The sequence below is a fragment of the Streptomyces sp. NRRL S-37 genome (genome assembly GCF_000721605.1).
Classification (GTDB): Bacteria; Actinomycetota; Actinomycetes; order Streptomycetales; family Streptomycetaceae; genus Streptomyces.
In genome coordinates this window covers 63,535-78,193 of record NZ_JOIZ01000017.1, presented here as the reverse complement: position 1 = coordinate 78,193, position 14,659 = coordinate 63,535, and the positions used below count along the sequence as shown (strand labels likewise).

Annotated in this window: 17 protein-coding genes; 16 read left to right on the top strand and 1 reads right to left on the bottom strand. The window is 71.7% G+C overall.

Translation table 11 applies throughout. The features are described from left to right. Nucleotides 1–109: 109 nt before the first annotated feature. Entirely contained in the window at nucleotides 110–1,660 is a 1,551-nt protein-coding gene (gene ffh, locus IH50_RS0124275) for a signal recognition particle protein (protein ID WP_030866140.1), read from the top strand. A 62-nt stretch (nucleotides 1,661–1,722) separates the two neighbouring features. Here ffh and IH50_RS0124270 read toward each other — a convergent pair whose 3' ends face one another. Next, nucleotides 1,723–2,574: a methyltransferase domain-containing protein gene (locus IH50_RS0124270; RefSeq protein WP_051767428.1), complete on the bottom strand. Its 852-nt coding sequence runs from the start codon at nucleotides 2,572–2,574 to the stop codon at nucleotides 1,723–1,725. 585 nt (nucleotides 2,575–3,159) lie between these two features. On the opposite strand from IH50_RS0124270, the gene IH50_RS0124265 reads away from it, so the two are divergent. The 15 genes from IH50_RS0124265 (at nucleotide 3,160) to dprA (ending at nucleotide 14,581) form a co-directional block, all read left to right on the top strand. Then, nucleotides 3,160–3,759 carry a hypothetical protein gene (locus IH50_RS0124265; RefSeq protein ID WP_030866134.1) on the top strand — a complete coding sequence of 200 codons (600 nt, stop codon included), beginning with the start codon at nucleotides 3,160–3,162 and terminating at the stop codon, nucleotides 3,757–3,759. A 421-nt stretch (nucleotides 3,760–4,180) separates the two neighbouring features. Further along, the gene (gene rpsP / locus IH50_RS0124260; RefSeq protein WP_030866131.1) at nucleotides 4,181–4,600 is read left to right on the top strand and encodes a 30S ribosomal protein S16; all 420 of its coding nucleotides are present in this window, start codon (nucleotides 4,181–4,183) and stop codon (nucleotides 4,598–4,600) included. A 2-nt stretch (nucleotides 4,601–4,602) separates the two neighbouring features. After that, nucleotides 4,603–4,842 carry an RNA-binding protein gene (locus IH50_RS0124255; protein WP_003973401.1) on the top strand — a complete coding sequence of 80 codons (240 nt, stop codon included), beginning with the start codon at nucleotides 4,603–4,605 and terminating at the stop codon, nucleotides 4,840–4,842. 109 nt (nucleotides 4,843–4,951) lie between these two features. After that, entirely contained in the window at nucleotides 4,952–5,503 is a 552-nt protein-coding gene (rimM, locus tag IH50_RS0124250; protein ID WP_030866127.1) for a ribosome maturation factor RimM, read from the top strand. Further along, nucleotides 5,503–6,336 carry a tRNA (guanosine(37)-N1)-methyltransferase TrmD gene (trmD, locus tag IH50_RS0124245; RefSeq protein WP_030866124.1) on the top strand — a complete coding sequence of 278 codons (834 nt, stop codon included), beginning with the start codon at nucleotides 5,503–5,505 and terminating at the stop codon, nucleotides 6,334–6,336. The genes rimM and trmD overlap by 1 nt, the downstream gene beginning before the upstream one ends. Nucleotides 6,337–6,469: 133 nt before the next feature. After that, entirely contained in the window at nucleotides 6,470–6,820 is a 351-nt protein-coding gene (gene rplS, locus IH50_RS0124240) for a 50S ribosomal protein L19 (protein ID WP_030866123.1), read from the top strand. Nucleotides 6,821–6,865: 45 nt separating this feature from the next. Next, the gene (lepB, locus tag IH50_RS0124235; RefSeq protein ID WP_030866120.1) at nucleotides 6,866–7,597 is read left to right on the top strand and encodes a signal peptidase I; all 732 of its coding nucleotides are present in this window, start codon (nucleotides 6,866–6,868) and stop codon (nucleotides 7,595–7,597) included. Further along, complete coding sequence (gene lepB / locus IH50_RS0124230; RefSeq protein WP_030866116.1) at nucleotides 7,590–8,657, top strand: signal peptidase I; 1,068 nt, start codon at nucleotides 7,590–7,592, stop codon at nucleotides 8,655–8,657. The genes lepB (IH50_RS0124235) and lepB (IH50_RS0124230) overlap by 8 nt, the downstream gene beginning before the upstream one ends. After that, a complete protein-coding gene (gene lepB, locus IH50_RS0124225; protein ID WP_037872814.1) occupies nucleotides 8,569–9,564 on the top strand; it encodes a signal peptidase I in 996 nt (331 codons plus the stop codon). The genes lepB (IH50_RS0124230) and lepB (IH50_RS0124225) overlap by 89 nt, the downstream gene beginning before the upstream one ends. Nucleotides 9,565–9,597: 33 nt before the next feature. Beyond that, complete coding sequence (gene lepB, locus IH50_RS0124220) at nucleotides 9,598–10,359, top strand: signal peptidase I (protein WP_030866107.1); 762 nt, start codon at nucleotides 9,598–9,600, stop codon at nucleotides 10,357–10,359. Then, nucleotides 10,349–10,876 carry an NUDIX hydrolase gene (locus tag IH50_RS0124215; protein ID WP_030866102.1) on the top strand — a complete coding sequence of 176 codons (528 nt, stop codon included), beginning with the start codon at nucleotides 10,349–10,351 and terminating at the stop codon, nucleotides 10,874–10,876. Before lepB (IH50_RS0124220) ends, IH50_RS0124215 begins: the two co-directional genes overlap by 11 nt. Nucleotides 10,877–10,929: 53 nt before the next feature. Beyond that, the gene (locus IH50_RS0124210; protein WP_003965949.1) at nucleotides 10,930–11,238 is read left to right on the top strand and encodes a DUF2469 domain-containing protein; all 309 of its coding nucleotides are present in this window, start codon (nucleotides 10,930–10,932) and stop codon (nucleotides 11,236–11,238) included. Nucleotides 11,239–11,317: 79 nt separating this feature from the next. Further along, entirely contained in the window at nucleotides 11,318–11,797 is a 480-nt protein-coding gene (locus IH50_RS0124200) for a YraN family protein (RefSeq protein ID WP_107062130.1), read from the top strand. Nucleotide 11,798: 1 nt separating this feature from the next. After that, nucleotides 11,799–13,424, top strand: a complete 1,626-nt coding sequence (locus IH50_RS0124195) for a YifB family Mg chelatase-like AAA ATPase (protein ID WP_030866097.1) — start codon at nucleotides 11,799–11,801, stop codon at nucleotides 13,422–13,424. Further along, the gene (gene dprA, locus IH50_RS0124190) at nucleotides 13,421–14,581 is read left to right on the top strand and encodes a DNA-processing protein DprA (protein ID WP_030866095.1); all 1,161 of its coding nucleotides are present in this window, start codon (nucleotides 13,421–13,423) and stop codon (nucleotides 14,579–14,581) included. Before IH50_RS0124195 ends, dprA begins: the two co-directional genes overlap by 4 nt. The last annotated feature ends 78 nt before the right edge of the window (nucleotides 14,582–14,659 follow it).

The window sequence follows — 14,659 nt, the reverse complement described above, 5'->3', positions numbered from 1 at the left end:
TTTCCCCGTCCCTGCCCGCTCTCCGCAGCGGGCAGGGACGGTTTACTTGCCGGGCCGGATACCCTGGAGGGCGACCCACACCACCGCCGACGCGAGGACCTAAGCCGCCGTGTTCGATACTCTCTCCGATCGCTTGTCAGCCACCTTCAAATCCCTCCGGGGCAAGGGCAGGCTGTCCGAAGCGGACATCGACGCCACGGCACGCGAGATCCGCATCGCGCTCCTCGAGGCCGACGTCGCGCTGCCTGTCGTCCGCACGTTCATCAAGAACGTCAAGGAACGCGCGCTCGGGGCCGAGGTCTCGAAGGCGCTCAATCCCGCGCAACAGATCATCAAAATCGTCAACGACGAGCTGATCACCATCCTCGGCGGCGAGACCCGCCGCCTGCGCTTCGCCAAGCAGCCGCCGACCGTGATCATGCTGGCCGGTCTGCAGGGTGCCGGTAAGACCACCCTCGCGGGCAAGCTCGGCCGCTGGCTGAAGGAGCAGGGCCACTCGCCGGTGCTGGTCGCCGCCGACCTCCAGCGCCCCAACGCCGTCAACCAGCTCAGCGTCGTCGCCGAGCGCGCGGGCGTCGCCGTCTACGCGCCCGAGCCGGGCAACGGTGTGGGCGACCCGGTGAAGGTCGCCAAGGACTCGATCGAGTTCGCGAAGACCAAGGTCCACGACATCGTGATCGTGGACACCGCCGGCCGCCTGGGCATCGACCAGGAGATGATGCAGCAGGCCGCGGACATCCGTGACGCCGTCTCCCCGGACGAGATCCTGTTCGTCGTCGACGCCATGATCGGTCAGGACGCCGTCAACACCGCCGAGGCCTTCCGCGACGGCGTCGGCTTCGACGGCGTGGTGCTCTCCAAGCTCGACGGTGACGCGCGCGGTGGTGCGGCGCTGTCGATCCGGCAGGTCACCGGCAAGCCGATCATGTTCGCCTCCAACGGCGAGAAGCTCGACGACTTCGACGCCTTCCACCCGGACCGGATGGCCTCCCGCATCCTCGACATGGGTGACCTGCTCACCCTGATCGAGCAGGCGGAGAAGACGTTCAGCCAGGAAGAGGCCGAGAAGATGGCCTCCAAGCTGGCGTCGAAGAAGGGCCAGGACTTCACCCTGGACGACTTCCTGGCCCAGATGGAGCAGGTCAGGAAGATGGGCTCCATCTCGAAGCTGCTCGGCATGCTCCCCGGCATGGGCCAGATCAAGGACCAGATCAACAACCTGGACGAGCGGGACGTCGACCGCACCGCCGCGATCATCAAGTCGATGACCCCGGCCGAGCGCCAGGAGCCGACGATCATCAACGGCTCGCGCCGCGCCCGTATCGCCAAGGGCTCCGGTGTCGAGGTCAGTGCCGTGAAGGGCCTGGTCGAGCGGTTCTTCGAGGCCCGCAAGATGATGTCCCGCATGGCCCAGGGCGGCGGCATGCCCGGGATGCCCGGGATGCCGGGCATGGGCGGCGGTCCGGGCCGGCAGAAGAAGAAGCAGAAGCAGGCCAAGGGCAAGCAGCGCTCCGGCAACCCGATGAAGCGCAAGCAGCAGGAGCAGGAGGAGGCCGCGCGCCGCGCCGCCGCCGCGGAGGGCGCGGGCGCCTTCGGGCTGCCGCAGCAGGGCGGCAAGGACTTCGAGCTGCCCGACGAGTTCAAGAAGTTCATGGGCTGAGACCCACGCCGGTACGTCACCGGGGGCGCCCCTCGCGCGAGGGGCGCCCCCGGTGACGTGTCTCAGGGCGTGCGCGCGACGAGGTACCGGAACACGTTCGGCATCCACACGGTCCCGTCCTGCCGCTGGTACGGATGCAGGGCCTCCGCCAGTTCCTTGTCGACCTGCGCCTGGTCCGTGGCCGTGACCGCCGGGTCGAACAGCCCGGTCGACTTCAGCCCCCGTACCGCGCTGTCCGCGTCGGCGTAGCCGAACGGGCAGGCCACCCGCCCGGAGCCGTCCGGCCGCAGCCCCGCCCGCGCGGCGACCCGCTCCAGGTCGTCGCGGTCCGTGGGGCGCCAGGTGCCCGCGCCGCGCAGCGGCTCCGCCAGCTTGGTGGCGACCCGGAGCACGGACGCCGTGGCACACCGCTCCGGCGGGCCCCAGCCGGCCAGCACCACGGCCGCTCCGCGCCCGGCGAGCGGCACCGCCTCGGCGAGCAGACCGGCCAGCCCCTCCGCGTCGCCCGCGAGGCAGCCGATCGGCTCGAAGGCGGTCACCACGGTGTACGCGTCCGTACGAGCGGCCTGGGCGGGTGAGCCGTGCACGATCCGGTGGCCGGCCCGCGCGTGTGGCTCCCGCTGCTCGTCGGGCAGCAACCGCTCCCGCGCGAGGGCCAGCCGGTCGGCACAGGTGTCGACACCGGTGACCGCGGCACCGCGCGAGGCCGCCATCAGCAGGGCCAGCCCGGAGCCGCAGCCGAGGCCGAGCAGCCGGGTCGCGGATCCCACGTCCAGTCGCTCGTAGACGGCCTCGTAGAGCGGTACGAGCATCCGCTCCTGGATCTCGGACCAGTCACGCGCGCGTGCACGCAGGTCCACACGGGGGAGGGCCTCCGTGCGAGGCGGGTGCTGCCGCACGAGCGTAGGTGTCATAGGTAAGCGCCCCAATCAGCCGAGAGTTGCCGCGGTTCCCCGTTCCCTGGCCCCCGTGCAGTGCGCCCGCACACCCCCCGTATGCCAGGAAACTCCGCCCTCGTCGTGTCGTCCAGTGGAATGCGGCCGCGGCCGGCAGTCGGCTTGTGCCAGTGGCAAGAATTCACATTCCGGTAATCCCGGACCGTCCGGTCCGCCACGGCGAAGCCACCCGTACGCCGGTTCCGGCCAAGGTCCACGGAACCGGGAACGGCTTGTGGCGGGGCGGTGCGCGGTCGCGGGGGCGGACCCGGTAACGTCGCGCCCGTGGCGTGCCCGCCGAGCCGGGCGCCGGGTCCCCGCGAGAGCGACCGAAACGCCTCTTGCGTACCCCGAGGGCCTCACGCGCGCCGCCGCGCGGAGACCGCTTACACGTGGGGGCGTACGTCAGCCTACGTACCACCTTGAGGCGAGCTGCGAGGCTTCTCCGCAGATCAGCGCACCCGTACTCGTCAGGACGCATCAGCGGCAACTGACGGGTACGTGCAAATTATTTGGGATGCCCCGGAATCGGAACACAGAGGCACCCAGGCTCGTTGTCATTACGTGAGCACGACACAGACACCACCTGTTCTCGCCGCAGAACTGGCGCAGGCGTGGGCCGACATTCAGCGGTACCACCCCGAGCTGCCCGATCTTGCCGCGCCCGAGTCCCTGATCGGGGAGTCGTCGTCCGCGTGCGGTCACGAACTCTCCTTCGAACGACTGCTGCACGAGGCAGTCCACGGCGTCGCCGCCGCGCGCGGTGTACGCGACACATCCCGCGCCGGCCGCTACCACAACCGCAGATTCCTCGCGATCGCCGAGGAGCTGGGCCTGGACCACCCCGAGGAACCGCATCCCAGCAGCGGCTTCTCCCTGGTCACGCTCACCCCCGAGGCGAAGCGCCGCTACCGCCCGACGACGGAGCGCCTCCAGCGCGCCCTGAAGGCCCACTCCGCGGCGACCGCGGGCGACACGGCCCGCAGCTTCCGCGGACCGGCCGCGCGGCACGGCTCCTCCGGGGGCGGCGTCCGCGTCAAGGCCGTCTGCGACTGCGGCCGCAACGTCCGCGTCGTCCCCTCGGTCCTCGCCCAGGCCCCCATCGTCTGCGGAGGCTGCGGCAAACCCTTCCGGATCCCGGAAGTGGTGGCAGCGGCGAGCTGACCGTCTCAGGCATCTCGTGGGTGCCGGAGACGCGGAGTGGCCATCGCTCGTGCCGCCCTCGCGCCCACCCGTGCCTCCCCCAGTGCCTTAAGGGCCTGGGGGAGGGTGGGCTGGGGGTACCACCCCTGGGGGAGGCACCCCGTAAGCGCCGGGCCGCGCGGACATCCCCCGGCCCACATCGGCGCGGGGTATCCCGTACCGCGCCGCGCGACCCGCACCGGCGCCGGGCGCCCGTCGACCGCGCCCACCCCTCGGTCACCCCCGCCCCACAGGGTGTGGCAGAATGGCTAGCTGTACTCGACAGCCGAACAGGACCCCTCTCTCCTCCGGCTGACGCGTCCATCGGGCACTCGGGTACCGCAACCCCACGCGGCACATCCCGTCGTGCCCAACCACGTCAAAATCAGGAGAGTCCACTCCCGTGGCAGTCAAGATCAAGCTGAAGCGTCTGGGCAAGATCCGTTCGCCTCACTACCGCATCGTCGTCGCCGACTCCCGTACCCGCCGTGACGGCCGGGCCATCGAGGAGATCGGCAAGTACCACCCGACGTACAACCCGTCGGTGATGGAGGTCGACGCCGAGCGCGTGGCGTACTGGCTCGGTGTCGGCGCCCAGCCGACCGAGCCCGTGCTCGCCATCCTGAAGAAGACCGGCGACTGGCAGAAGTTCAAGGGCGAGCCCGCCCCGGCCCCGCTGCTTCAGGCGGCCGAGAAGCCCGCCCGCCCGTCCTTCGAGGCGCTCGGTGGCGAGGACGAGGGCAAGGGTGAGGCCATCACCCAGAAGAAGAAGGCTGAGAAGAAGGACGAGGCCGCCGCCGAGTCCGCGTCGACCGAGGCCTGAGCATGCTCGAGGAGGCTCTCGAGCACCTCGTGAAGGGCATCGTCGACAACCCTGACGATGTGCAGGTCGCCTCGCGCAACCTGCGTCGCGGGCGCGTGCTCGAGGTCCGGGTCCACCCGGACGACCTCGGCAAGGTGATCGGCCGCAACGGCCGCACCGCACGCGCTCTGCGCACCGTCGTGGGCGCCATCGGCGGCCGCGGTGTCCGTGTCGACCTCGTCGACGTGGACCACGTCCGCTGACGCCGAACGCAGCACCGGCTCGGGCCGGGGAGGGCCACTGGGCCGTCCCCGGCCCGCAGTCGTATGAGCCGTGAACGGCTCGTCGCAGTCCGACAGGAGAACAAGCACAGTGCAGCTGGTAGTCGCTCGCATCGGCCGCGCCCACGGCATCAAGGGCGAGGTCACCGTGGAGGTCCGTACCGACGAACCGGAGCTGAGGCTCGGGCCCGGTGCCGTCCTGACCACCGACCCCCCCTCCGTCGGGCCACTCACCATCGAGACCGGCCGCGTCCACAGCGGCCGCCTCCTGCTGCGCTTCGAGGGCGTCCGCGACCGCAACGCCGCCGAGGCCCTGCGCAACACCCTCCTCATCGCCGACGTCGACCCGGACGAGCGGCCCGAGGACGAGGACGAGTACTACGACCACCAGCTGATCGACCTCGACGTCGTCACGAAGGACGGCGAGCAGGTCGGCCGGATCACCGAGATCTCGCACCTGCCCACCCAGGACCTCTTCGTGGTCGAGCGCCCCGACGGCACCGAGGTGTACGTGCCGTTCGTCGAGGAGATCGTCACCGAGATCGACCTGGAGGAGCAGCGGGCCGTCATCGACCCACCGCCGGGACTGATCGACGACCGCGTAGAGGTCGCCTCGTCCCGGGACTCCGGAGACGAGGCGTGATGCGGCTCGACGTCGTCACGATCTTCCCCGAGTACCTCGAACCGCTGAACGTCTCCCTCGTGGGCAAGGCACGCGCACGCGGTCAGCTCGACGTCCACGTGCACGATCTGCGCGACTGGACGTACGACCGGCACAACACCGTCGACGACACCCCGTACGGCGGTGGCCCCGGCATGGTCATGAAGACCGAGCCGTGGGGAGACGCGCTGGACTCGGTCCTGGCGGACGGCTACGAGGCGGGCTCCCGCGAGCCGGCCCTGATCGTCCCCACCCCCAGCGGCCGTCCCTTCACCCAGGAACTCGCCGTCCGGCTCTCCGAGCGCCCCTGGCTGGTCTTCACCCCGGCCCGCTACGAGGGCATCGACCGCCGTGTCATCGACGAGTACGCCACCCGGATGCCCGTGTACGAGGTGTCCATCGGTGACTATGTGCTGGCCGGCGGGGAGGCCGCGGTCCTCGTCGTCACGGAGGCCGTCGCACGGCTGCTCCCCGGCGTCCTCGGCAACGCCGAGTCGCACCGCGACGACTCCTTCGCGCCCGGGGCCATGGCGAGCCTCCTGGAGGGCCCCGTCCACACCAAGCCGCCGCGGTGGCGCGGGCGCGGCATCCCGGACGTGCTGCTCAGCGGCCACCACGGGAAGATCGCCCGCTGGCGGCGCGACGAGGCGCTGCGCCGGACCACCGCCAACCGGCCCGACCTTATCGAGCGCTGCGAGCCCGGGGCGTTCGACAAGAAGGACCGCGAGATGCTGTCCATCCTGGGCTGGGAACCGGATCCCGCCGGAGAGCCGTACGGCCGATTTTGGCGCAGGACCGGCGGCGTGGAAGAATAGGCCGCTGCTGTGCGTCGTCCGGCGTGCGCCCCTGCCGCAGGGGGACACGACGCCCGTCCCGAACCGCACGGCATCGACCCCAGCCTCTAGTTGCCGTTGATGACCTGCGGCATCAGCGAAGAAAGCAGACGAAATGTCTCACCTGCTCGACTCCGTCGACTCCGCGTCGCTGCGCAGCGACGTCCCCGCCTTCCGTCCCGGCGACACCGTGAACGTCCACGTGCGCGTCATCGAGGGCAACCGCTCCCGTGTGCAGCAGTTCAAGGGCGTGGTCATCCGCCGTCAGGGCGCCGGCGTGCGCGAGACCTTCACGGTCCGCAAGGTCTCCTTCTCCGTCGGCGTCGAGCGCACCTTCCCGGTGCACACCCCGATCGTGGAGAAGATCGAGCTCGTCACCCGCGGTGACGTCCGCCGCGCCAAGCTGTACTACCTGCGCGAGCTGCGCGGCAAGGCGGCGAAGATCAAGGAGAAGCGCGACAGCTGAGCGCTTTACCGGCGTCATATCGCGGCCGGATAGCATCTGGCCCCGATGGACACCGAAGCACAGCCGACGGAGCGCGACCGCTCCCTCCCCCCGGCCGGACCCGAGAACACCTCGGGGACGGCGGGGCCGGAGGGGCGGTCGCGTTCCGCGTTGGTGTCGCGCTTCACGCCATGGCTGCCCGGTGGGCGGATTACCCTGACCCTGCTGCTCTGCCTGCTGTTCCTGCTGGCGGTGAACACGTTCGTGGCGCGGCCGTTCCAGATCCCCAGCGGATCGATGGAACACGGATTGAGGGTCGGGGACCGCGTGCTCGTAAACAAGTTGGCATACCGCTTCGGCGCCGGGCCGCGGCGCGGTGACGTGATCGTGTTCGACGGCACCGGGTATTTCGGTGACGCCGACTACGTCAAACGGGTCGTCGGGGTGGGCGGGGACCATGTGGTCTGCTGCGACGCAGAGGGGAGGATCCGGGTGAACGGCCGGTCGGTCGACGAGTCGGGCTTCCTGTTCCCCGGCGACAGCCCCTCCACGGTGTCCTTCGACGTCGTCGTGCCCGACGGGCGCCTGTTCGTCCTGGGCGACCACCGCAGCGACTCCAGCGACTCCCGCGACCACCTCGGCTCGCCCGGCGGCGGCATGATCCCGGTCGACGGCGTGATCGGCCGCGCCGACGGGATCGTATGGCCCTTCGACCACGCCACCCGGCTGCACCGGCCCGACGCCTACGCGCGCGTGCCCGCCCCGGAGACGGACGCGGCGGAGGACGCCCATGGGTAACCGCGGCAAACCCCGCGGCGTCCCGGACAGCGCCGCGGAGAACCTGCTGCCCACCGGCTCCCGCCGCGCGGCCGGTCCGAGCCCCGGACGCAGCCGGGCCGAGCGGCGCAAGCTCCAGCGCAAGGTCAAGCGGCGCCGCAGGCGCAGCGCCGTCAAGGAGATCCCCCTCCTCGTGGGCGTCGCCGTGGTGATAGCGCTGGTGCTGAAGACGTTCCTCGTCCAGGCCTTCGTCATCCCGTCCGGCTCCATGGAGCAGACGATCCGGATCGGCGACCGGGTGCTGGTCGACAAGCTCACCCCGTGGTTCGGATCCAAGCCGCAGCGCGGGGACGTCGTCGTGTTCAAGGACCCCGGCGGCTGGCTCCAGGACGAGCAGACCACGCCGAAGAAGGACGACCCCGTCGGGATCAAGCAGATCAAGGACGGTCTCACCTTCATCGGACTGCTGCCGTCCGAGAACGAGAAGGACCTCATCAAGCGGGTCGTCGGCGTCGGCGGCGACCGCGTCCAGTGCTGCGACAAGCAGGGCCGGGTCACCGTCAACGGCGTCCCCCTGGACGAGGACTACCTGTACCCCGGCAACGCCCCGTCCACGACCCCGTTCGACGTCACCGTCCCCGAGGGGCGGCTGTGGGTGATGGGCGACCACCGGGCGAACTCCGCCGACTCCCGTTCCCACCAGGACACCGATTACGGCGGCACCGTCTCCGAGGAGGAGGTGGTGGGCCGGGCCATGGTCATCGCCTGGCCGCTCGGCCACTGGAGCACCCTGGAGGAGCCTGCGGCCTACGCGTCCGTGTCGGACTCGGCGCCGGGGTCGACCGCGGCCGCCCCGCTGTCGCATAGGGTTGCCCCGGACGGTCCCGATGGAATGGTCCAGCTCCCGAGCCCTGCGGAACTCCCGCTCGTTATGGGAGTGGTGGGCCTGCGCCGGGCATGGCGCGGGCGGCGGCAGAGAGTGAGGAGTTGGCGTGGGGGATGCGGCGGTTGGCGCACGGTCCGGGCGCGGGGGCGAGGAACACCGCGGACGTCCCGTGGGAGCGGCGGGTCCGGGGGCTGACGACTTCGTGACCTCCGGGAACGGCTCCCCGGCGGGTGACGGTGACGGTGACGGACCCGGGGACGGACACCCCTCCACGGCGCAGGGCGGTTCGGGTGACGGCAGCCCTCAGGTGCAGCGGCCCCGCTCCTTCTGGAAGGAGCTGCCGATCCTGATCGGTATCGCGCTGGTGCTGGCGCTGCTGATCAAGACGTTCCTGGTGCAGGCGTTCTCCATCCCCTCCGACTCGATGCAGAACACCCTCCAGCAGGGCGACCGGGTGCTCGTCGACAAGCTCACCCCCTGGTTCGGCTCCGAGCCCGAGCGCGGTGAGGTCGTGGTCTTCCACGACCCCGACAACTGGCTGGCCGGCGAGCCGACGCCCGATCCGAACCTCCTGCAGAAGGCCCTCAGCTGGATCGGTCTGATGCCGTCCGCGGAGGAGAAGGACCTGATCAAGCGGGTCGTCGGGGTCGGCGGTGACACGATCGAGTGCAAGGGCACCGGCCCGCTGAAGGTCAACGGCACGGCGCTGGACGAGCCGTACGTGTACCCCGGCAACACCCCGTGCAGCCAGGACGACCAGGGCGGCCAGTTCAAGGTGAAGGTCCCCGAGGGCCACATCTGGGTCATGGGCGACCACCGGCAGAACTCCCGGGACTCGCGCTACAACCAGGGCGACAAGAACAACGGCATGGTCCCCGTGGACAAGGTCGTCGGCCGCGCCGTCGTCATCGCCTGGCCGGTCAACCGCTGGACCAACCTGCCCGTCCCGGACACCTTCGACCAGCCCGGCCTGGCCGCCGGACCGTCGCCCGCCGCGGTCCTGACGGCCGCGCCCCAGGGACTCGCGCTCGCGGGCGCGGTGCCGCTGGTGCTCTGGCGGCGCCGGCGGCACGGCGTCGCAGAGGGCCGCCGGGAGGGCTGACCCTGTCCGGTACCGCCGGGTAGGGTGCCGCCCATGAGTGGTCAGAGCACGACGCGTACGGTCCCTGGCACCAGGCGCCCGGGCAGCGGGACCGGGCAGCGTCTGTCCGGGCTGGCCGTGGCCCTGGGCCTGGTGATGTTCCTCGGCGGATTCGTCTGGGGAGCGGTGCTGTACCGGCCGTACACCGTGCCCACCCCGTCGATGGAGCCGACGATCGGTGCCGGTGACCGGGTGCTGGCCGAGCGCATCGACGGCGCCGACGTCCGCCGTGGTGACGTGGTCGTCTTCACGGACACGACGTGGTCGGACCTGCCCCTGGTGAAGCGGGTGGTCGCCGTCGGCGGTGACACGGTCTCCTGCTGCCGGGACGGCAAGCTGGAGGTCAACGGCGAGGAGATCGACGAGCCGTATCTCTCCGAGGGCACGGCGGCCGAGTCCGGCGCCATCCCCGAGGTGACCGTGCCGAAGGGGCGCCTGTTCCTGCTCGGTGACGAGCGCTCCGGGTCGCTGGACTCCACGGCCCATCTGACCGACGCCGCCGACGGCACCGTCTCCCGCGACGCGGTCCAGGCCAGGGTCGACGCCGTGGTCTGGCCGGTGAACGGCATGCTCGAGGCGCCCACCGGCTTCGAACGGCTCGGCGCGCTCTCCTCGCCGGGCCCGCTCAGGACCGTCGTCGCGCTGGTGATCGCCGGTGCGGTGCTCATTCTCGGCGGGGCCGCGTACGGTCCCTTCGCCAAGCGGGCGGACGCGTCCCGGACCCGGGCCGAGGCGGGGACCGCCGGTGCCCGCTGAGCCCGTCCCGGCGGCCGGGGAGTCGTACACGGGCGGACTGCGCAGGGTCGCCCGGGTCGTCCTGCTCGACCCGCGGGACCGCATCCTGCTGCTGCACGGCCATGAACCGGACGACCCGGCCGACGACTGGTGGTTCACGCCCGGCGGTGGTGTGGAGGGCGACGAGACCCGTGAACAGGCCGCCCTGCGGGAACTCGCCGAGGAGACCGGCATCACCGAGGTCGAACTCGGACCCGTGCTGTGGCGGCGGAGGTGCTCCTTCCCGTTCGCCGGCCGCCGCTGGGACCAGGACGAGTGGTACTACCTCGCCCGCACCACCCGGACCGAGACCGCGGCCACGGCGCTGACCGAGCTGGAGCGGCGCAGTGTCACCGGATCCCGCTGGTGGACGTACCCGGAACTCGCCCGGGCGCATGAGACGGTGTATCCGACCAGACTCGCCGGGCTGCTGCGCACGCTGCTCGACGAAGGCCCCCCGGCCGGACCCGTGACCCTGGACACCGAAATCGTCCAGTGACGCCCGGGACTGGCGCACAATGGTGGGATCGCACGGCTGAAGGGGAACATGCCATGAGCGCCGAGGACCTCGAGAAGTACGAGACCGAGATGGAGCTCAAGCTCTACCGGGAGTACCGCGATGTCGTCGGTCTGTTCAAATACGTGATCGAGACCGAACGGCGTTTCTACCTCACCAACGACTACGAGATGCAGGTGCACTCGGTCCAGGGCGAGGTGTTCTTCGAGGTGTCGATGGCGGACGCCTGGGTCTGGGACATGTACCGGCCGGCCCGGTTCGTGAAGCAGGTGCGCGTACTGACGTTCAAGGACGTGAACATCGAGGAGCTCAACAAGAGCGACCTGGAGCTGCCGGGCGGGTGACCGCCGTACTCGTGCGGGTGACGGAGTTGTCCACAGTCGCCGAGTTCCGCACCAAGATCCACTCCGTCGGGCGGGATGCGTGACCGTTGGCGCCGGAGGTGGTGCCGACATGAACGCACAGAACCCGCGGAACACGAACGCACAGAACACGCGGAGCACACAGAACACGCGGAGCACACGGAGTGCGCGGGACTCGCACCGGGCACGCAGCGCACTCGGCAGGTACGGCGAGACACTGGCCGCACGGCGGCTGACCCAGGCCGGGATGACGGTCCTGCAGCGCAACTGGCGGTGCGGCAGGACCGGCGAGATCGACATCGTGGCCCGCGACGGGGACGCCCTGGTCGTCTGCGAGGTGAAGACCCGCAGGGCAGGACCCTTCCAGCACCCCATGGAGGCGGTCACGGCGGCCAAGGCCGACCGTCTGCGGGGCCTCGCCGAACGCTGGCTCCAGGAACACGGGGGAGCACCGCCCGGCGGTGTCCGCATCGACCTGGTCGGCGTGCTGCTGCCGGCCCGCGGCGCACCCGTGGTCGAGCACGTCCGGGGGGTGGCCTGACATGGGGTTCGCGCGTACGTGCTCGGTGACGCTGGTGGGCGTCGAGGGCGTGGTCGTGGAGGTCCAGGCCGACCTGGAGCCCGGGGTCGCGGCCTTCACCCTGGTGGGGCTGCCGGACAAGAGCCTGACGGAGAGCAGGGACCGGGTCAGGGCGGCCGTGGTCAATTCCGGCGGCGAGTGGCCGCAGAAGAAACTCACCGTGGGACTCAGCCCCGCGTCGGTCCCGAAGGCCGGCAGCGGCTTCGACCTGGCGGTCGCCTGCGCCGTGCTCGGCGCCGCCGAACGGATCGATCCGCGGGTGCTCGGCGACATCGTCATGATCGGCGAGCTGGGTCTCGACGGCCGGGTGCGGCCGGTGCGCGGCATCCTGCCCGCCGTACTGGCCGCGGCCGACGCCGGATACGAGCAGGTGGTGGTGCCCGAGTGCGCCGCCGCAGAGGCCTCACTGGTGCCGGGCGTGTCCGTCCTGGGCGTCCGCAGCCTGCGCCAGCTGATCGCGGTGCTCACCGACGAGCCCGTGCCGGAGGAGGACGCCGGGGACCGGACGCGCCCCGACCCGCTGCTGGCGGGGCTGCGCGCCCCGGGCACCGGGACGGACACCGGGATGCACGGCGTCGGCCCGGCATCGCACGACCAGGGCCCTGACTTCGCGGACGTCGTGGGCCAGCTCGCGGCACGGACGGCCGCGGAGGTGGCCGCGGCGGGCGGACACCATCTTTTTCTCGAGGGACCGCCGGGCGCCGGCAAGACGATGCTCGCGGAGCGGCTGCCGTCGATCCTGCCGCCGCTGGACCGGCAGGCCTCGCTCGAGGTGACGGCCGTGCACTCGGTGGCGGGACTGCTCCCCGTGGACAAACCCCTGATCGACACGGCCCCCTACTGCGCCCCGCACCACTCGGCCACCATGCAGGCACTCGTCGGCGGCGGCGGCGCCACGGTCCGGCCGGGAGCGGTGTCCCTCTCGCACCGGGGCGTCCTCTTCCTGGACGAGACCCCGGAGTTCAGCGGCAAGGCCCTGGACGCCCTGCGGCAGCCGCTGGAGTCCGGACACGTGGTCATCGCGCGCAGCGCCGGTGTCGTGCGCTTCCCGGCGCGCTTCCTGATGGTGCTCGCTGCCAACCCGTGCCCCTGCGGGCGCTTCTCGCGGACGAACGAGCAGTGCGAGTGCCCGCCCTCGGCGATCCGCCGCTACCAGGCCAGGCTGTCCGGGCCGCTGCTCGACCGGGTCGACCTGCGGGTCGAGGTCGACCGCGTCACCCGTGACGAACTGACGGCGGGCGGCACCCGGGGCGACACCACCGCCACGGTCGCCGACCGGGTGCGCGCGGCCCGGGACCGTGCCGCGGCACGGCTCGCCGGCACCCCGTGGCGCACCAACAGCGAGGTCCCCGGACGGGAGCTGCGCAGCCGCTGGCACGCCGCCCCCGGCGCCATGGACGACGCCGAGCGGAGCCTGGAACGGGGCATGCTCACCGCCCGGGGACTCGACCGGGTCCTGCGGGTCGCCTGGACCGTCGCCGACCTGGCCGGCCACGAGCGGCCCGGCGCCGTGGACGTCGCCCTCGCCCTGCAACTGCGCACCGGCGTCCCGCGCGGGGTGCCCATGGCCATCGGGGCGGGGGTGTGAGCGCCGTGGAGGGACCCGGCGAAGAACCGCTCGGCCGGGTCTTCCTCACCCGGGTCGTCGAACCCGGTGACGAGACCGGCGGCCGCTGGGTGCGGGAGCTCGGCGTGGACGCCGTGGTGCGACGGCTGCGGGAACGGGGAGACCCGCTGCCGGGGGTGAGCGGCAAACGGTGGGCCGGGCTGCTGGCCCGGGCCGAGCGGGCCGACCCGCACAGGGACCTCGCCGTCGCACGGGACGCCGGAGTGCGCTTCGTGGGCCCCGGCACCCCGCAATGGCCCGGACAGCTCGACGACCTGGGCGACGCCCGGCCGCTCGGGCTGTGGGTGCGCGGGGGAGCGGACCTGCGGATGTGGGCGCTGCGCTCGGTCGCCGTCGTCGGCGCCCGCGCCTGTACCGAGTACGGCGCGCACATGGCCGCCACCCTCTCCGCCGGCCTCGTCGAACGCGGCTGGATCGTGGTTTCCGGCGGCGCCTACGGGATCGACGGCGCCGCTCACCGCGGTGCCCTCGGCTCGGGCGGCGCCACCATCGCCGTACTCGCCTGCGGAGTCGACCGGTCCTACCCGCGCGGCCACACCGGGCTGATCGGCAGAATCGCCGAACAGGGACTGGTCGTCGGCGAGTTGCCGCCAGGTGAGCACCCGACACCGAGCAGGTTCATCCTCCGCAACAGGGTGATCGCCGCGCTCACCCGGGGCACCGTCGTCGTCGAGGCCGCCCACCGCAGCGGCTCCCTGGTGACCGCCCGGGCGGCCCGCCGGCTGGGACGCCACACGATGGGAGTGCCGGGGCCGGCCACCAGCGGGCTCTCCGCCGGGGTGCACGAACTGCTGCGGCAGGACGCGGTGCTGGTCACCGATGCCGCCGAGGTCGTGGAACTGGTCGGTGACATGGGTGAACTCGCGCCGGAACGCCGGGGGCCGGTGCTGCCCCGGGACCTGCTCGACCCGGCCGGCCGGCAGGTCCTCGCCGCGCTGCCGGGGCGCGGAACGGCCCGGCCGGAGGAGATCGCGCTCGCCGCGCAGACCACCCCGGACGACGCGATCGCCAGACTGTACGAACTGCGAGCACTTGGTTACGTCGAACGACACGGCGACGGCTGGAAGTTGACGCGCCAGGCGATGATCCCGGTCCGGGACGGTCCCGGGCCTCGCTGACACAGCGTGTTCGGCCGTCCGGGGGAACCCCGACACCCCTTGGAATTTACGTCAGTTGGGCTACCCCGTCGATCACTC